This window comes from Acinetobacter sp. YH01006, assembly GCF_013420445.1.
GTDB classification, from domain to species: domain Bacteria; phylum Pseudomonadota; class Gammaproteobacteria; order Pseudomonadales; family Moraxellaceae; genus Acinetobacter; species Acinetobacter pseudolwoffii.
Window position 1 is genome coordinate 18,421 of sequence record NZ_VOYB01000004.1, and the last position, 19,160, is coordinate 37,580.

The 19,160-nt window shown below is 43.4% G+C and carries 16 protein-coding genes; 5 read left to right on the plus strand and 11 right to left on the minus strand.

The genetic code is table 11. The annotated features are described in order from the left end of the window. Window positions 1-278: 278 nt before the first annotated feature. The 4 genes from FTT73_RS04670 to cxpE all read right to left on the minus strand — a co-directional run bounded on the left by FTT73_RS04670 (window position 279) and on the right by cxpE (window position 6,559). Window positions 279-2,690: a CSLREA domain-containing protein gene (locus FTT73_RS04670; RefSeq protein WP_180191093.1), complete on the minus strand. Its 2,412-nt coding sequence runs from the start codon at window positions 2,688-2,690 to the stop codon at window positions 279-281. 9 nt (window positions 2,691-2,699) lie between these two features. Further along, window positions 2,700-4,499, minus strand: coding sequence for a rhombotarget A (gene rbtA, locus FTT73_RS04675; RefSeq protein WP_180191094.1), 1,800 nt, complete (start codon window positions 4,497-4,499; stop codon window positions 2,700-2,702). 120 nt (window positions 4,500-4,619) lie between these two features. After that, window positions 4,620-5,324 (minus strand): DnaA regulatory inactivator Hda, encoded by a 705-nt coding sequence (gene hda, locus FTT73_RS04680; protein ID WP_005097624.1) that lies wholly within the window; start codon window positions 5,322-5,324, stop codon window positions 4,620-4,622. 14 nt (window positions 5,325-5,338) lie between these two features. Next, window positions 5,339-6,559 (minus strand): chloramphenicol efflux transporter CxpE, encoded by a 1,221-nt coding sequence (gene cxpE, locus FTT73_RS04685; RefSeq protein WP_005097625.1) that lies wholly within the window; start codon window positions 6,557-6,559, stop codon window positions 5,339-5,341. 135 nt (window positions 6,560-6,694) lie between these two features. Here cxpE and purM point away from each other — a divergent pair, with 135 nt between their 5' ends. Continuing rightward, window positions 6,695-7,765: a phosphoribosylformylglycinamidine cyclo-ligase gene (gene purM / locus FTT73_RS04690; protein WP_100357838.1), complete on the plus strand. Its 1,071-nt coding sequence runs from the start codon at window positions 6,695-6,697 to the stop codon at window positions 7,763-7,765. Between the two features lie 6 nt (window positions 7,766-7,771). Then, window positions 7,772-8,401 carry a phosphoribosylglycinamide formyltransferase gene (purN, locus tag FTT73_RS04695; protein ID WP_180077709.1) on the plus strand — a complete coding sequence of 210 codons (630 nt, stop codon included), beginning with the start codon at window positions 7,772-7,774 and terminating at the stop codon, window positions 8,399-8,401. Between the two features lie 61 nt (window positions 8,402-8,462). Here purN and FTT73_RS04700 read toward each other — a convergent pair whose 3' ends face one another. Together FTT73_RS04700 and sppA are read right to left on the minus strand one after the other, a co-directional pair. Beyond that, window positions 8,463-9,266 (minus strand): alpha/beta fold hydrolase, encoded by an 804-nt coding sequence (locus tag FTT73_RS04700; RefSeq protein ID WP_005170030.1) that lies wholly within the window; start codon window positions 9,264-9,266, stop codon window positions 8,463-8,465. Continuing rightward, a complete protein-coding gene (sppA, locus tag FTT73_RS04705; RefSeq protein WP_180077706.1) occupies window positions 9,263-10,285 on the minus strand; it encodes a signal peptide peptidase SppA in 1,023 nt (340 codons plus the stop codon). Before sppA ends, FTT73_RS04700 begins: the two co-directional genes overlap by 4 nt. Window positions 10,286-10,411: 126 nt before the next feature. Here sppA and FTT73_RS04710 point away from each other — a divergent pair, with 126 nt between their 5' ends. After that, entirely contained in the window at window positions 10,412-11,386 is a 975-nt protein-coding gene (locus FTT73_RS04710; protein WP_180191095.1) for a lysophospholipid acyltransferase family protein, read from the plus strand. On the opposite strand, the gene FTT73_RS04715 is transcribed toward FTT73_RS04710, so the two are convergent. The 3 genes from FTT73_RS04715 to FTT73_RS04725 form a co-directional block, all read right to left on the minus strand. Further along, window positions 11,375-13,840: a DNA internalization-related competence protein ComEC/Rec2 gene (locus FTT73_RS04715; protein ID WP_180191096.1), complete on the minus strand. Its 2,466-nt coding sequence runs from the start codon at window positions 13,838-13,840 to the stop codon at window positions 11,375-11,377. The genes FTT73_RS04710 and FTT73_RS04715 overlap by 12 nt on opposite strands. Before the next feature lie 86 nt (window positions 13,841-13,926). Continuing rightward, window positions 13,927-14,610 (minus strand): lipoprotein-releasing ABC transporter ATP-binding protein LolD, encoded by a 684-nt coding sequence (gene lolD, locus FTT73_RS04720; RefSeq protein ID WP_005097632.1) that lies wholly within the window; start codon window positions 14,608-14,610, stop codon window positions 13,927-13,929. Further along, window positions 14,603-15,838 (minus strand): lipoprotein-releasing ABC transporter permease subunit, encoded by a 1,236-nt coding sequence (locus FTT73_RS04725; RefSeq protein WP_005097633.1) that lies wholly within the window; start codon window positions 15,836-15,838, stop codon window positions 14,603-14,605. The genes lolD and FTT73_RS04725 overlap by 8 nt, the downstream gene beginning before the upstream one ends. Window positions 15,839-15,864: 26 nt before the next feature. On the opposite strand from FTT73_RS04725, the gene FTT73_RS04730 reads away from it, so the two are divergent. Further along, window positions 15,865-16,428: a PilZ domain-containing protein gene (locus FTT73_RS04730; RefSeq protein WP_005097634.1), complete on the plus strand. Its 564-nt coding sequence runs from the start codon at window positions 15,865-15,867 to the stop codon at window positions 16,426-16,428. A gap of 9 nt (window positions 16,429-16,437) precedes the next feature. Here FTT73_RS04730 and FTT73_RS04735 read toward each other — a convergent pair whose 3' ends face one another. Together FTT73_RS04735 and FTT73_RS04740 are read right to left on the minus strand one after the other, a co-directional pair. Beyond that, a complete protein-coding gene (locus FTT73_RS04735) occupies window positions 16,438-17,352 on the minus strand; it encodes a DMT family transporter (RefSeq protein WP_074383367.1) in 915 nt (304 codons plus the stop codon). A 12-nt stretch (window positions 17,353-17,364) separates the two neighbouring features. After that, the gene (locus tag FTT73_RS04740; RefSeq protein ID WP_005097638.1) at window positions 17,365-17,850 is read right to left on the minus strand and encodes a YaiI/YqxD family protein; all 486 of its coding nucleotides are present in this window, start codon (window positions 17,848-17,850) and stop codon (window positions 17,365-17,367) included. Between the two features lie 239 nt (window positions 17,851-18,089). On the opposite strand from FTT73_RS04740, the gene FTT73_RS04745 reads away from it, so the two are divergent. Then, a complete protein-coding gene (locus FTT73_RS04745; protein ID WP_180191097.1) occupies window positions 18,090-19,022 on the plus strand; it encodes a hypothetical protein in 933 nt (310 codons plus the stop codon). Window positions 19,023-19,160 lie beyond the last annotated feature (138 nt).

The window sequence follows — 19,160 nt, forward strand, 5'->3', positions numbered from 1 at the left end:
TGGCATTTTCTTTTTTAAATTCATGATCATATTTGCCAGGTAGAAAAGTCATCCGCAACTGTTGGATGCATGAGGTGTATTGCTCCGCAAGATACCTTCCTTGTGAAACTCCGCTTCTCATTTGGGCAAAACCAAAGTCACAAATGATAGGACAAATATTTGATTTAAAACCTTAAGACTCCATCGTGAACCACTAAAAAGTTAAAGCGTCTATTTCTAAACTCCTTAACTGATCAGCATTCTTCCAAATGGAGGCTTTTGAATTTTCCAATTAGGTTTTATTTTCTTAGACGGCGATAAACGACCAGCCCAAATAATCCGAATAGTCCCCAAATTCCGAATGAACCACCACCACTTGATGACGTATTGGCATTTTTTACCGTATTTCGTAGCAGGATCGTTGCTGTTTCAGACATTTTTTCATCTGCATCAAAAATCGTATACTGCATGCTGTAATCTGCCTGACTTAAGTTATTTCTCACACTAAATGTCAGCTTTCCACCATAGCAGGTCTCGCGCTGATAAGTATCAGGACAAGGGCCTTGTCGCTCTGCATTAAGAGAAACTCCGGCAGGAATCTTCACAATACGAATTGGAATCTCTTTTCCCTCTTTATCCTGATAAAAAGCCGACTTTCCTGAAGGTAGAGGCCCATCACCATCATCACTATCATTTTCAAGTGGATTCACAGTCACTGTCAGATTATTCTCTGGGCTAATCCAATATTCATCACTCTTGGCAATCGGTGCAATATTGTTAAAAGCTGCTTTTAAAATTCCAGCACTGCTGATCCCCGTGGCCTTATCTTTGAGAGTATAGCTACAGAATTCCATATCTGTTGCCTTGGTCATTTTCCCATCGGTACGATACATCATGATCCGGTTGAGATCAGGCTTCCATTCACACTTAAGATTGGGGTCATTCGGATCACCCTTCACACTGGTCGAACTACCCGTACCAATTAACTCACCTACTCCTAAAGACTTAACACTAATATCATAATTTTGTGCATTCAAGACTTTGGTTTGAACCGTATTACCCATCAAGGTTTCCTGAGGCATGGCCAGCACAAAGGGATTGACATAAATTGCACGGTATTGCTGATATTGCTTGGTATATTTAAGTAAATCTTCGTATTCTTTTAACTCTTGCTTTAACCCAGGTATTTCCTCTGCTGCCGTATTCTTATTTGCAATAATGCTTTTGATGTCAGTTATATTGTCCTGATAAAAATTATTCAAATCGACCAAGCTGCTATTTTTCAGATCTGTGATATCTGCTGCGGTCAGACGTCGGATTTCGATTGAACCGATTTCACAGCTATTTTTTGCATCTGGATTTAAGGTAAGAGTAGATCCCGCCACCCGATCAATGCCACGTTGATCCTGTTCAGCACAGCCACTTACCCCCACATCTACCAAATCTGTAGCTGTTCCATTATCACGTGGGTAATACATGCCTAGAAAACGGTTATCAATTGCAGGCTCAATATAAGCTGTTAATAAGTTGTTTATCGTGCTGTTAGAAACGTCAAGATTGTTTGAAGTTTCATCCGCATCTAACTCTGGCAATACACAACGTGATAGTCCAGTGGTTTGTATGGCATTTTTAACAGTAGTAAATACGACGCTTTGCTCCTTAGTCGGATTCCCCTGATTTAAGGCATATTCACAAGATAAGCCCTGATTAAATGCTAAAACATTAAAATAGAAATATTTAGAACCTGTTTTGTCATAAAATAAAGTAGATTGAGCTGCATTCTCAACAATAGTATTACTTAAGGCAGTTAAACTGGAAAAGGCACTGAGAGGGCGATTGGCTTGATTGGTCATACGCAAAATATGCCCTGTCTGACTCGCAGTATTTTTGGCAATGGTAGAATTATTCAACTCTACGGTTGCATAACCACAAAAATCAAGAATGCTGGCCGTATTTTCTGACCCATTTTTAACAATACTACTAGAACTAACTTTTACATTGGTTTGAGTCGTCCCTAAATTCCCCTGGCAATCCATAGCCAACACACTACCATATGAACTTGCCTTATTTTGGTGAAGCAGCGAATCCTGGATGATCACACTCCTTTCGGTATTCATCGCCACCGTATAAATAGCCCCCCCTTCTGCATCTGCCCGAGAATTTACGATTTCACTGCTATTAATGCTTAAGGGGCCCGCGACATAAAAGGTACCGCCATTGCCCTTATCCTGTGTATTTTTTGCCGCATAACCATCTTTTAAGATGAGATGATAGACTTCCAGACTGGATTGACTGGCCATACTGTTAAAGAGACGGGTTTTTCCCTGACCTGAAATCGTGGTTTTTAAAGCATCACGGGTTGGGTATAAATTCGTAATCGGACTACGACTGGTATAACTAAAGGGCGTTTTTCCATAAATTTTGAGCGCGGACTCAATGACAAGTTCGCTGTCTAATTTGTATTCACCCGCTTCAAGCTGAATCACGTCTGGGGCTGAACCATCCAGCCGAAGCGTACGGCCGACGTTACATCCGCCATAGGATTTATCTAGTTTTGCAGTTTTAATCGCTTCTCGCAAAGAGCAGGCATTACTGTTCTCTCCGTCTTCATCCACCAAAGTGGTGACATAGATGGTTTTATCTTCGGCTGCCATCAAACTCATGGCAGATAAAATCATGGCCGCAAGCAGTCCTTTTTTATAATTTTTCATGATTTTTCCTTAATCTTTTAATTCACGGCGCAAACCCATTAACCCAATTAAAATCAGTAGCCCACCAAAGCCCCATGCACCACCTGAAGTTTTGACTGATTTGTCTTCCATTTCATTTTTTGGCTCCTGCACGATTTGAGTGGTAATGGTCAGATAAGGTTTACTTTTATTAAATCGCGTGGATGTGGTTACCACTTGCAGCTCGAAGATATCTGCCCCATGCCAAGTCGAATCTGGGGTATACACCACATTGCCATGAATATCGATACGTGTTTTACCTTTGGACTCTGTTTTAGTTTGCACAACTTTCAAACATCCATCTTGCCAAGGCTCACCTGTCGGCTGTTGACCAACTATGACATTGCATTGTTCTTTTGGAATTAAATCACTATCACCCAAAAAGGATTCAATTGAAAATTTGGCAATTTCACCTTTTAACAGGTCTTGTCCAACCAGACTCCCTGAGGTTGGCACAGTGATTTCAATCGCACCACGGTCACAGAACAGATTATCCATTAAACGGTTGATACCACGCTGGTCAGCAGCTTCACATGCCACTGTCGGGGCTGCAAGATTAAGCGCTGTACCTCTATTTACAATAGATGAGTCGCTGACCTGATTATGACTTAATAAAATACGTGGACGCATATAACCAAGAAATTGCCCTTTAGCAACGCTGTATGGACAAAGTATGGCTGTGCTATTTTCACTCAAGGTTTGACAAACACCTTCACTCTTATTTGAAGCTTCGGCTAAGATTTGTGTACCATTCCAGAGCTCATTTGGAGCAACAGCATCCCCTGTACCGCAGGACACAGTCAGCAGATTGTTTTGAATCAGGGTTTTATCGCCGGTTTCAATTTGGCAGTCCTGTGCACCATTTCTTAAAATAATACTATTTGCCACATAAGCCCTGCCAGCCGGGGCATTCGTACGTAAAGCAGTATCAGCATTATCAACGATCGTTAGGTTATTTAATCCCATCCCGTCCATGACATTAATGAGTGTCCCCTTATTTTTTAATAGGGTACTACTTAATACTTCGGCACTAATATTTTGAAGATTCTCTGTGTCAGCAAACTGCCCGGCGCTATAAATATTGGCCGCCGAGTTATTTAAGGTCTGGTTATTTTTAAGGACACTTTGCCTGATAAGGAAAGCGGGCAACTCGCTATATAAAATGCCACCTCGTTGTGCTTTGTTATTTTCAATCAGGCTATTTTTAATTTCAACACGACTGAGAAAGTTCTGACCAAATTGACCCGTATTATAAATTGCCCCACCCAAATTGGCTGCACCATTAAATAAACGGCTATATTCAACCACCACTTGGCCTTTATTATGAATCAGACCACCTTGTTCAGCACAACTGACTTTGCCACAGCCTTCGAGGTCTAGTTCTTTTAAGTTAAGCTGAACCAGTGTATCTGTGCTGTTAAGGCGAAATAGATTGTCAGTTCCTTGCATTTGAATATGGGCATTATGCAGACCCAGTGTTTTTTCAGTTGTACTGAATTCTTCATCGCTATCAGCTACAGACCGAATGCTTAGAGATTTTTTGATTGCTATATGCTTATTGAGCACATAAGTATTTTTTTCTTTTAAAATAATGGTACTGGATGAGTTTTCTCCACCACATCCCATAAAACCTTCTTTGGCTAAGCCCCGGTTAATATATCCAACGGCTTCTCGAAGTGAACATTCCTTGTCATCTTTTTCAATATCTTCTGTCGTGGTTACAATAATATCTGCACTATACGCCTGCCCTGCCATACACAGCAAAGCCATGCCTATGCTCTTCTTGAGCATAACCTTCTCCTTAATTTTTATTTCTTTCTTTTTCTTCTAAAGTTGCAGAATCCTTGCAACTGTGAATTATTTTGCCTTACTGTGGCATAGACTGAGTAATTACTCAAGAATTTTTATGATTTACCGATATTCGTCAATCAAGGCATAAATCTGTCGCAGATTGGCATTGCTGACCTTCAGTTTTTCTCCTTTAAGCAGTTGAATAATTTGCTCTAATCTCTGAAGAAGTACCGAAGTTTGATGTGGCCCATGACTCAGTAAATAGTCAAAAATTTGAGGATCTAAATGAATCCCCCGACGATCTAGTACGGATGAAACCAGCGCATAACGATCAGCATAGAGACTACCACTCGGCACACGGGTACTCACCGCTTGTGTTAAGCGTGACTGTAGATCTGGTAACTCAAGCTTAAGTTCAATCGGCGCAAAGCGTGAAGAAAATACCAACTGTCCGCCGCCTTCATTATTATAATTAATCAGATGAAAGACTGCGCGCTGCCAATGCGGCACACCACTAATCGCTTCAATATCATCGAGTGCGACCAGATCAAAACGATCCAGCGAGGTAATCGCCTCGGTCGGGGCATCTAGAAGCTCAAGTAAAGATACCTGAATCGCAGATTTCCCTACTTCAAGATAAGAGTCACAGATAGCAGACAATAAATGACTTTTCCCTGTACCCGCCCCACCATAGACATAAAAACGGCTGATTAAGCCTGCATGTAATTGACGCACTGCATCAATCACATGCCCCCAACCTGGCCCTGAAAAATCACTGATTCGGGCATCGAGCTGAGGTTCTATATCTAACTGCAATTGACGCATATGATTTTTTGGCCTTATGAGTCTCTACCATGGGGATCATGAATTTTACTTGAGTTCTCCTCTGCTTGCAGCGGTTTTTTCTCTGGCTTTTTCATTTCAATATCAACATCTAAGTCTGCTGTTTCGATATTGATTGAACCAGTAGAGGCATCTTGCATCACAATGGCCCGATCGCCATAAAATGTTGTGTGTTCATAGTACTCGCGTACATGCCGCAGTAGTACCACAATCACGGCTGCCACCGGTAATGCAATCAGCATTCCCAGGAAGCCTGCCAGCTGTGCACCTGCCAATACGGCAAATACTACGGCAACAGGAGAAAGACCAATTTTATCGCCCAGCAAGAATGGTTGCAGAATATAACCTTCAACTGCCTGTCCGACCATAAACACAATGCCGACCAATACCAGTTGCCACCAGTCAATCCCAAATTGCAGTAAGGTCGCAATCACCGCTGCAATAATACCGACTGCAAAGCCCAGATAAGGAATAATACTGGCCAGACCTGCCACCATACCAATAATCAATCCAACTTCAAGACCAATCAGTTGCAAGCCCACCGCATAGACAATTCCCAGCAAGATCATGACCAGAAACTGCCCTTTAACAAAAGCACCCAGCACGCTATGACATTCGCCTACAATTTTTAGTGTACTTTTTTCATAAGGACGTGGAATCAGGCGGCGCAAACTCCCCAGCATACGATCCCAATCCAGCAGAAAATAGAAGGCAATGATGGGAATTAAGACAATCGTACCGCCAATCTGGAGAAAATTAATTCCGGATTGAGCAAGGCGTAACAAGAATGCCTGAATACTGTCTGCGCTATAATTGGTTTGTACATAATTCATGACCACATCAGAAATCTGATTGGTATCAATTTCCATTTCAACGACATTAAAGGTATTGGACAACCATGGTAAAAAGGTCGAATTAATCCATCCAATGATCGCGGGTATATTGTCACGTGCATACATCAACTGTTGCCAGATCAGTGGCACTAAATACCAGATGGCCAAGGTCAGTACAATTCCGATTCCGATAAAAACGATACTAATAGAAAGCCAACGCGGCAGACCCACATCATGCAATTTATCCACCAGCGGGCTAAATAGATAAGCCACTAAAAGTGCTGCAACAAATGGAATTACAACGGGTTTTAATAAGTATAAAGTCCATAACAATAAAGCTATCCCAGCTAGGATAAACACGCGACGCAATGTGCGATCTACCATAAAGTTTCGCCTTTTCTCTATTAATCATTCTAAAAATTAAAATATTTCAATAAAGATAGCATTTTAGATCAGAAATACCATAAGAGTTTTATATATTCAGGTTATAATCGCCACCGCGAATGCGGAGACTTCATTATGAGCAACTCAACTTCTACCCCAAATACTGGTTTAAGCTACAAAGATGCAGGTGTCGACATTGAAGCGGGCGACGCGTTAGTCGATCGTATCAAATCTGTCGCTAAGCGTACCTCACGTCCCGAAGTTATGGGCGGTCTAGGTGGCTTTGGTGCACTTTGTAAAATTCCTAAAGGTTATGAAGAACCTGTTCTCGTATCTGGCACAGATGGTGTGGGTACAAAATTACGTTTAGCATTGAATTTGAACCGTCATGACACAATTGGTCAAGACCTGGTGGCAATGTGTGTTAACGACCTTCTCGTGTGTGGTGCTGAACCACTGTTCTTCCTCGACTATTATGCAACTGGCCATTTGAATGTGGATGTTGCTGCAAATGTTGTCACTGGTATCGGTACTGGTTGTGAGCTTGCTGGCTGTGCACTGGTCGGCGGTGAAACTGCTGAAATGCCAGGCATGTATGAAGGCGAAGATTACGATCTTGCAGGTTTCTGTGTCGGTGTCGTTGAGCAAAGCAAAATTATTGATGGCTCTAAAGTCAAAGCCGGTGACGTTTTAATTGGTGTTGCTTCTTCAGGTGCACACTCAAACGGTTACTCACTGCTTCGTAAAATTCTAGACGTGAAAAATGTTGATTTAACTCAAATCGTTGATGGTCGCCCACTTGCAGATGTTGCAATGGAACCAACCCGTATTTATGTCAAATCGATTCTTGAATTGCTTAAACATGTCGATGTACACGCAATGGCACACATCACCGGTGGCGGTTTGCCAGGTAACTTACCTCGCGTCCTTCCAAATGGTGCTCAAGCGCTTGTGAATGAATCTTCTTGGGAATGGCCTGAGCTATTCAAACTTCTACAACGTGAAGGCGGTGTAGAGCAGTTTGAAATGTATCGTACCTTTAACTGTGGCGTCGGCATGGTGCTTGTGGTTGATGCAAATGAAGCTGACAAAACTGTTGAATTACTCAACGGTCTTGGTGAGAAAGCATGGACAATGGGGCAGATTCAAGACAATGCTGAATCGGTTGCAGGTGCAGACGAAAAAATTCGTGTGATCTTCGCATAATTCCGCATGATTAAAATTGCTGTACTTGTTTCAGGTAGCGGATCAAATCTACAAGCCTTGATTGATGCCAATCTTTCAGGGCAAATTGTCGGCGTGATTTCCAATAAACCTGAAGCCTTTGCTTTAACGCGTGCGCAACAAGCAGGAATTCACACTGCAGTTATTGAACACAGGCAATATCCAAACCGAGAAGCGTTTGATGATGTGATGCATCAGCAACTGCTGGACTGGGATGCGGATCTGGTGGTACTTGCCGGCTTTATGCGAATTTTAAGTGAAAAATTTGTAAAAGCCTGGGAAGGTAAAATGTTGAACATTCACCCTTCTCTATTGCCTTATTACAAAGGCATGCATACCCATCAGCGTGTACTCAATACCGGTGATGTTCTGCACGGCTGCACGGTGCATTATGTCACGGCTGAACTTGACGCAGGCCAAGCGCTTGCTCAAGGTGTGCTCAAGGTTTCTCACCACGATACGGTAGACAGTTTGGCAATGCGTGTGCATAGCCTTGAACATGTAATCTATCCTCAAGTCGTAGAATGGATTTGTAGCGGTACCATTCAATACACTGAAGACGGTGTGCTATATCGAAACGAGAAAATGCAAGAACCTGTTCAATTCTGCAAGTTTTAACATCATTTAAATATAAAAAACGCATCCTCGGATGCGTTTTTTATATTCTCTTTTTAATGATTCAAACAGATTGTTGCTGAATCAATTGCTTTACCAAGTCCGCTACCTGATCGGGTTGTTCCAAGGGAAACATATGTCCTCCCTCTACCACGGTAAAAGGAATACCAAATTTCTTTTCGACCTGCTGCGGGAACTTGCGGGCCAGAAATGGACCTTGCTCAGCCACGACCAAATGTACCGGAACTTTCGGTTTCGCCTGAGGCAACCACCATAGCGACGGATTGGTTCTAAACACGGCCACTTCATCCTTTTTAGGAATGGTGAGTTCTACTCCGCCCCGAATCGGATCATCTTGCAAGGCATGCTCAATATAGGCCTGGAAGCAATCTGCATCAAAGTCTTGATAAAAACCTTTAGGACGCAACAACGCTGCTGCCTGTTCACGTGAATCCCAATGATCACGACGGCGCTTGGACAGGCCTGCCGGAGACATTCTGTCCAAAGCTTTTAAGCGCAAAGTTTTCGCAAGATGCAAGGCAAAGGCTTCTTTACCCATAATCATCGGCGGGTCCAGCATGATCATCTGCGAAAACAGTTCAGGACGCTGCAAGGTAGCCTGGAAAGTTAATACTGATCCTAGAGAATGTCCCAAACCAATCACCGGTCGACCTTTTGACTGACGCACAATACTGTCAATCACTTGCTGAGTCAGGCTTTTCCAATGGTTATCCACTGGATAACGTTTATCAGGCCCTAAGAGCGGCACATAGATAATATCGTAATCATCTTGCAGTCCATCAAACAGCTTTTGATAGACTTTCGATGGCACGCCATTGGCGTGCGCGAAATGAATCAATGGTTTCATTGCAATGTCGTACTGTTTTCTGACTGAAGTTTCTGCGCAACTGAAGTGGCAATTCCGTCACCAATCGATGAGCCCATGCGACCCAATACGGACTCAAATGGACTATATTCAATCGTATAATTCAAGGCTTTTTCAGTTTTCAGTTCGCGCTTCAAGGTATTTAAACTTCCAATCCGATCTGCAATTCCTAATTTCACCGCCTGATCACCGGTCCAGAACAAACCAGAGAAAATCGCAGGATCGGTTGATTTCAGTTTATTACCACGCCCCTGTTTTACCGCATTAATAAAGTGACTATGCACATTATCCAAGACACCTTGTACATGGGCTTTTTGTGCAGGATCGACTGGTTGAGTCATCGACAGCAAGGCTTTATTGTCACCTGAAGTCATGGTGCGATCTTCAACACCAAGCTTTTGCAGCAAATTACTCACGCCATAATTTGGCATGATCACACCAATCGAACCGACTAAACTCGATGGATTGACAATGATCTCATCCGCAGCAGAAGCGATATAATAAGCACCTGAAGCACCGGTATCACCGATCACTGCATAGAGTTTTTTCTCGGGATACTGCTTTTTCAAATACTGAATTTCTTGCCAGATTTCATCGGACTGTACCGGTGAACCACCCGGCGAGTTGACATTCAGCACTACGGCTTTACTCTGTTTATTTTCAAAAGCTTTTTTCAGCGATTTAATCGTATTGCTACTGTTGACACTCTGCTTGTCGGCAGCAATCGTACCAATAATATCGACGACGGCAATATGAGCACCTGCGCCAGCGCTGGCATCTGAGGAAACTGAACTACAGCTCTTGCCGAGTGCCAAAATCACCACAAGCAGATAAGCAAAAGTCAGGAATTTAAAGAAAATTCCCCAACGGCGCGCACGACGCTGCTCTTCAACCGAAGCTAAAACCGCTTTTTCTAGCAATTTCCACTCCGGACCAGTCGGTTGAACTGGCTGTTGTGTATTTTGTATTTGATTTTCAGGTTTTGGTGGCCAATCGGACATAAATAATCCAATAAATTGATTTATATTGAACCCATTATATACACTGAATCGGGTAATTCTGTCTAAACAAAACGTTTTCGCCTATAATAAATTTTGTTCTCTTTTTATTGTACTTAGACGAAATCAATGACGAAACAGGACTCACGGAATTCAGCTTACGGTTTACTCAAATACATTAGCCGCCAACCGCTTCCAGTTTCTCGATGGATGGCTCGCATCCTGGCCTTTATTGTAAACAGTTTCAAAGTCACGAAAACCTCGGAAGTCATTCGCCTGAACCTAGAAATCAGTCTCTCTGAACTGTCTGATAATGAACGTGAACGTATTAACCGTGCCGCGGTTCGCAATGAATTAATGTCATATTTCGAGTTTTTTACCATTTGGGGCTCAACTAATCAGAAAAATATCAAACGGGTGCATCGCGTCATTGGCGAAGATCTACTGCATGATGCACTGGCACAAAATAAAGGCCTGGTGTTAATCGTGCCACATTTTGGTACCTGGGAAATCATGAATGCCTATGTCGCCCAGTTTACTTCCATGACCATTATGTATAAACCTGTAAAAAATCAGGCAGCGGATCAGTTTGTACGGGCTGCGCGTAGCCGCGAACAGGCACATCTGGTGCCGACCGATGAATCTGGCGTCCGTCAGATTTTTAAGGCCTTAAAACAAGGTGGCACCACCGTGATCTTGCCAGACCATACCCCAAATGTCGGTGGTGAATATATACCGTATTTTGGCGTGCCTTTGGCCACCAGTAATTTAAGTGCCAAGCTGATTCAAAAGACCAAAGCCCGCGCCCTGTTTCTATATGCCCTGCGGAATACCGAAGATGGTTTTGATATCTTCATCGAGGCAGTTGATGAGAAAATTTATAGTGGCAATGCCAATCAGGGTACGCAAGTTATTATCAACAGTATTGAGGATTTAATCCGCCGCCATCCTGAACATTATCACTGGAGCTATAAACGCTTCAATGCGCATCAAGATTTGGGTAATCTTTATACACTGGAGCATGAACAGGCTTTGGCCAAAGTGAACGCCTTGAGAATGCAAGCTCTGCCTAAAGATCAGCCTGCTCTAGAATCAGTAATTTAAAGACTGACGATATAACCATTGCCATTGATGCCGTTCGGCAGAAAGTATCAGTTTGGAACCTTGTTGCTGAAAGTGCAAACTGCCCTGTTCGGCTGTAGTCAGTAATGGAATATTGAGTGCTTTGAGCCGTTGCTGCGTCAGTTGGCTCGGATGACCATAACGGTTAAATTTTCCTGCCGAAGCAATTGCCAGTTTGGGCCGTAAAGCTTCTAAAAACTGATAGGCTGAGCTGTGCTGACTGCCATGATGTCCAAGCACCAGCACATCAACTTTAAGCTCAGGATAATCTTGGAGCAGCTGATACTCAGTCTCCCAACCCGCATCGCCCATGAGTAAAAAATTTTGATAAGGCCCCGCATTTTTAACTTGCAGATATACCACACAAGACCGTTCATTTTTATTGAAATGGGCTGTATTTAACTGCTGCTGCCGAGGTGCCAGAATTTTAAACTGAATATCTTCAGACCATTGCCACTGCTGACCTTGATGACAGAACTGAAAACGGGAGGAGTGCGCTATTTCAGGAATCTGATTGGACGATACCTCTTTAATTTTCAATTGATGTTTAATACTGTGATAAGCGCCACTATGATCTTGATCCAGATGGGTTAAAATCAGTTGATCCAGCTTACCCACACCTTGCACAGACAGAAATGGCAGAATCACCTGTCGACCGATACTAAATTTTTCTTCATCATAATAGCCACCCATATCGATCATCATGCTACGCGCTCCATCCCGAAGAAAAATTGCTTGTCCCTGCCCCACATCCAGAATAGAGAGCTGAAATGCATGCTGATTGAGCTGAGGAATACACAGCGGCACACAGGCAAGTGCCGTCCAGCTTTTGGGCAATAGGCCACGCGGTAAAAATACAATCATTAAGGCCAGAATACACAGCGCAATCATCCAGACATTCATCGCCACCGGAATCAGTTGTGGAGCAAACAGCCGATCAAGCAGATCCAGAAATGCCAGCAGCATGTGAATGAAAACATTATTCAATTGAAATACCACACTGGAAAGTGGCTCTGAAATAAAAAACAACAAAGCCGCCAGAATATCGACTGGAACTATTAGCAGCCCAATCCATGGAATCGCGACCAGGTTACTGAATGGGGTAATCCAGGCGATCTGCTTAAAAAACAGCATCATCAAGGGAAATAGTGCCAGAAAGATTTTCCATTGTGATTCCAGCAGCACTTTCAACGCAAAATATAGCCGTTGTAATAAGGTTTGTTCTATCTGACGCGGTTGCTGCTGAATGGTCTGATAGATTCGCAGCAAAACAAAACAGGCCCCATAAGACAGCCAGAACGCAGCCGACAAAATACTGAAAGGATCAAAGAGCAATAATAAGGCAGCACTCAGAATCAGTAATTTTAAAGCTTGCACATTTTGCCTGAGCAACAAGGTAAAGGTCACAATCACGCAGATCAATAAAGTGCGTAGCGCTGGAATTTCAAAGCCCACAAAGGCGCAGTACAGCAAGACACATAGTAAAAAAGGCAGGCTCAAAAAATACTGCCTTGGCCATTTCAGATAAATATGCGGCATAAATCTTGAAATCAGATATTGCAAAGTACCACAGACCATCAAGGCAAAGATCAGAACGTGCGGCCCGGAAATGGCTAATAAATGGCTCATACCAAAACGCTGGAATTGTCGCTCTGTCGCTGGATCTAACAGGCTTTCATCACCGCTTAATAAGGCCAATAACAAACCTTTATGCTGTACGGGTTGCCTGGCTACGAATTCTCTTAATGCCAGTCGCTGCCGCTCTACCCAAAGTAAAATTCGCGGACTTAAATTTTGCTGCTGGCGTAAATATTTGCCATGACCAAGCGCATAAAGTTGTTGCGGTTGTAACTCCTGAATGCTCTTGATTCGGAAACCGGCCATGATATTTTGCTGTAATGCCCACTTTTCAGCGTCAAAAGATCCGGGGGTGGCATAACTATGATGAGGTCGGATTTGGCCTTGAATTAAGTAATATCGTCCAAGTTCAAGGAGGTGCTGCTTTATCTGCGCATTTATCAAACTGGATTGAGTCACGGGTTCTTGGACAGGCAAAAAGCCCATCCATTTAACTGTACTGCCATCAGGGCTGAGCACATGCAGAGCTTGCTGGATATTCTGCTCACCAAGTTTATTCAGGTCTTTGATATGCACCACAATCTGTTTTTCGGAGACTTCATGTTCACGCGTCGACAAGCGTTCAGACAGTTGCAGATTGGCATAGCCATGGCCTAGAAATAATCCTAACAGCAGGCTTGAACCAGTCATGACCAAATTGCGTAATGGTGTGTTGAAAATGTGCTTTAATTTACGGCAACCCAGATACCACAGTAATACCGCGATTAGAACGACCGTGCTGCCCAGTTGAACAGACAGAAAACTTTTCCCCATACAGGCCAGGCCTAAAATCCAGCCGATACACAGCCACTGCAACATTGGATCTTATTCTTTATGGTTATTATTTCACCCAATAATAAAGCCCACCGGAGTGAGCTTCAATCAAATGCGAATATTCTCTTGATTTAGGGTGTGACCCAAAGACCATCCTGCATATGTAAAATTCGGTCTGCAGCATGTGCCAGTTGTTCATCATGCGTCACAATCAGCATCGCCATATTGAATTCACGTTGCAATTCGGTGAGCAGTTCAAAAATCTTTGCTGCAGTCTTACGATCCAGATTTCCGGTCGGTTCATCTGCCATCATCAGTTTAGGTTTGCCCACCACTGCACGCGCTAAGGCCACACGCTGGCGCTCACCTCCAGATAATTCACCTGGCTTATGTGTCAGACGATGCGAAAGACCAACCCGCTCCAGCAAGTATTCAGCCTGCTGTTTGGCTTCTTTAAACTTCACATTATCGCGGAGCATCAGGGGCATGGCTACATTTTCCAGTGCCGTAAATTCTGGCAACAGATGATGAAACTGATACACAAAACCCAAATGCTCATTGCGCACATAGCCACGCTCTGCTTCGGACAAGGTATCGAAACGGCGACCATTGACCATCACTTGCCCTGATGTTGGTCGATCCAGTCCACCCAAAACATGCAATAAGGTACTTTTACCAGAACCACTCGAACCGACAATCGAGACAAACTCACCTGCTTTGACCTGCAGCGACAAGCCTCGAATCACATCGACGGTGGCTTTGCCATCGGTAAAGGATTTGTGAATATTCTGGGCATCTAAAATCAGATTACTCATAACGCAAAGCCTCTGCCGGTTGAATTTTTGCTGCACGTAAAGCGGGGTAAATCGTCGCGACAAAACTTAAGGCCAATGACAAGCCGACAATCACCAAGACATCCTGCCAGCGTAAATAAGAAGGTAGATAATTGATAAAATAGGCATCAAACATATTCAGACCCAAAGTATTGTTTAACCAGCCGATAAAGCTACTGATACTGGTCGCTGCAATAATCCCGAGGATTGCGCCGGCACATGTCCCAATCACCCCAATCACCGTGCCTTGCACCATAAAGATTTTGGTAATGGTGGCAGGCGAAGCACCCAAAGTCCGTAAAATCGCAATGTCCGATTTTTTATCCGTCACCACCATCACCAGTGATGAAACGATATTAAATGCCGCAACCAGCACAATCAGGAATAATAACAAGCTGACCATGGCTTTTTCCATCTGGATCGCGCTGAACAGATTACCATGAGTATAAGTCCAGTCAGATGCGTAGAAGTTGGCTGGTAAATCTCGTACGATTTCCTGAGACACTTGCGGTGCGACAAAAATATCATCCAGTTTTAAACGCACGCCTTGTGCACCATCTGGTAGGCGCAATAAAGTTGAAGCATCATTTAAAGCGATATATCCCATCATCGAGTCGACTTCAGCACCAATACTGAAAATTCCCACCACTTTAAAGCGCTTGAAACGAGGCACCACACCTGCTGGTGAAGGGGTCGCCTCTGGCAATACCAGAGTAATATTATCGTTTAAACCGACCCCCATGGCATCGGTCATCTGCTTGCCCAGAACAATACCAAATTCACCTTTTTTCAGGCTATCAATACTGCCCTCGACCATATGGTTTTGTATAATGGATACTTTTTTCTCATACTCGGGTTCAATCCCGCTGACCATAATCCCGGCAACCTGTCCCTGTGCCGTCAGCATGCCCTGTAATTGGGTAAATGGTGCAACCCCCTGGACATGCTCATGCTGCTCAATCTGCTTTGCAAGTTCGGGCCAATTTGTTAGAATTTGCGTTGAAGAAACAGTAGCTTGAGGTATCATTCCCAAGACACGATTTTTCAACTCTCGGTCAAACCCATTCATCACAGACAAAACTGTAATGAGGACTGCTACACCGAGCGTGAGACCGATCATTGAGACCAATGCAATAAAAGAAATGAAGTGGTTACTACGCCGTGCGCGAGTATATTTCAACCCTATATACAGCGAGATTGGTTTAAACATAACCATCTAGTCCGAGGTAATAAATTATGGAAAATGTACAGCATCCAAACGGATACACGGAAAGACGCGTTATGTCTCGCATCGATGCTGCCTTACGAATTAATTATCAGATTATTTCCGATGATGTTGCCTTAAATGATCCTTATGACTCTAACTTTGTCTTGCCCCGCTATTTTCTACTACTTGCAGAGCTAGATCAATTTGATCATGCGGTTAACTACGAATTAGAACAATTATCTGAAAAAGATCAACAAATTGCTCGAATCTTATCCTTATTCAACCAAAAATTAAACCTTATTACCGGTTCTTTGTATGACGCAATTGTACAAAGCATGTTACCTGTACCAGAGCAGGTGAACTTTTCGGAAACCGGTTTTAGTTTCTTTAGTGACCGCCCCATCACTGAAGGCACCTATCTGCACGTGACTTTAAGCCACCCGGAAAATTTCTTCCATATTGCGGCAACCGCCCAGGTGGCCTACAGTCGTGAAGAAGAAAATAGCAAATTCCGGACCGGTGCTTATTTCATTACCATGCACCCACAAGACCGTGTCAAACTGGGTGAATGTGTCAAAGCCAACTTTGCTTAAATCACTGATTTAGTCATTGTGAATACTGGATGGAAGGCGAGCTGCATAGCTCGCTTTAATTTCTCTGGAAAAATACAACAATAAACCCGTCAACAAAATACCGACACCGATTAAGGCCTCACCCGACAAGCTCTCATCATTCAAAAGCACACCTACGAATAAAGCAAGCATTGGAGTCAATACCGTCGTCAAAGACAAGGTGGTCGCCCTGATTTTCTGTACCAGTTTAAAATAACAGAACATGGCAATCAGCGAAGCCATCACCACGGCATATCCTAGCCCGATCAGTGATTTTGCCTGAGGCATTTGGGTTGGCGCAAATTGCCAGATAAATGGCAACATGGCACAGGCCATGACTGCTGAAACTGCAATGGAACCGGCCGCTTGCGCCATCGGTTGTAAGGGTGCATTGACTTTTTTGACCCAAAACATCGAAACACAATAGATAAACACACTCAGTAGCATCAGACCAATACCGATTGGCTGAATGTGCTGGTCTTTGCCACCGAGGCAAATCACCGCCAAACCAGTCAGGGCAATCGCCATCCCGCACCACTGTGAAGGATAGAGCTTGAGCTGAAACACGAAACGGCCAATCAATCCGGTAATAATAGGTGCCAGACCAAACATCAGCGCAATAATGCCTGAGCTGAGATAATCCGTGGCCAGATAGGTAAAAATCTGCGAGCCAATAAAACTGCAAGCTCCAGCCAGATAACTGTGCATCGAGAGAGAATCGACAGGAAAACGGGTTTTAAACAGCCACAACAAGATAAATGCAAAAGGCAATGCCAGAAAAAATCGCAGTGCCAGTGCCCAGAGCGGATGCAGATCGCTTACACTCCAGACAATGGCTAGCGGTGTAGTGGCCCAGATAAAAACCAATAAAAGATAGGTCACAACCATATTGGTGTGTGTTGGCATGCGCGATTGCTCTTAAAGTGCAGATGTTTTACGTTTTTGTTTTTGAATGGTTTGATCCAGTGCGCTTGAAAATTCACGCTTATCCCGCTCTGAAATCGGAGGTGGCCCACCCGTTTGTACACCGGCACCACGCAAACTATCCATAAAGTCTCTTAGATGTAAACGTGCTTTGACATTGGCCGTGGTATACACTTCACCGCGTGGATGAATGGCAATCCCGCCCTTTTCAATCACTTCTGCCGCCAGGGGAATATCTTGGGTCATGACAATATCATGCTCTTTCATGCGCAGAATAATCTCTTTATCTGCAGCATCAGCGCCACTCATCACCTGAATTGAATTAATCCGGACTGAAGGCGTAATGCCCACCGACTGATTAGCCACAAAAGTCACTTCCAACTGATAGCGATCCGACGCACGGATAATCACATCTCTTAAAATACGGGGTAATGCATCAGCATCGACCCAAAGTTTGAATGGCAACACAGGGTTTCCCATTAAGGTATAAATCCTGGGTATTCTAGCAAATTGAGAGGATCAGGTTGATGATTAAATCGTTGCATTTTCATCGCTGCTGTCGCTCATGTTTTTTTGAATCTATTTGATTTGAGCAACGACTGTGATTTAGTCTAGAAAAAAATTGGCTGCATTTAATTTGAAAATTCATTCGATTGACTTGAAAAATCGCAATGACCCTCGATTAACTATAAATAAGTCATCCAAGATCAATTGTGCATATGAAAAATCAGAATAGCCCAGAGATCATCACCATTGATGATCAGAATTTCGGTAGTCACGTCGAACACTGGACATTACTCACCGAGAATCCAGGTACAGATGTGCCACAGTGGTTAGGCAAAGCTCTTGATGCGCCTATTATGCCGATGGGCATTTGCACACAAGAATATGATATGGATGAAAATACCTGGCTGATTCAGGGGCCGAGCAAAGCTGCGGTGCAATTGAGCCAAGTGATCGCCATAGAAAATAATAAGCCGCAAGCAGTAAAAACTGCATTCCCCTGCTTTGATAGTCCTTATCAGGTCAAAGCGACCATCGACCGAATTATTTCCTGCAAATCCAATACTCAGGCGGTATTACGTCTGAATCTGGGTGCCAACAATATTATTTATGCTTTCGATAGTCTGTATAGCGTCAATCATCCGCATTATGAAAAAGACCAGTCCTATGTGGTGAATCTGAATGCTTGGGCCTATGAGCTTGAAGCAGTGGCTGACCATGAACATCTGGTGGTGGATGATCCGGCTTCGATCAAGCATCACCGTGCCTTGAATGATATTCTGGCAGCCAACCAGGGCGTGGCACCCGATAATTTGCAGGAACAGATTGATGCCTGGCAGCCACACTCAGAAGAAGATAAAGCACCTGTTACTGTAGATTTCTCTAAAATGGTGGCTTATCTTTATGGTGAAACCATGGGCCAGGAAGATGAAGCCTGGTTTCAGGGCAATATTGTCGGTAAAACTGCCATGCAGTTTATGGATCAGGACTATACCCTGTATGATGTCACGCTGATTCATGATGAAGGTCAACCAGCCACCTTGATCCGGATTGCAACGCGGAATGAGCAGCATAAAAATTTCCAGATTGGTCAATATATTCGTGGAAATCTGTGGATTCAGGCCAATATTTATAGAAAATCGGCTTAAGTTAAAATAAACAAAGAAGGTCTTCTTTTTGATGGGGATCTTCTTTGTTTAATCCGTATTTTCTGTTTTTAATTTTATTTTTTTGATTATTTTTTACCCATTTTTTCTAGCTTAATAACCTATTTAAATCATTTAAAA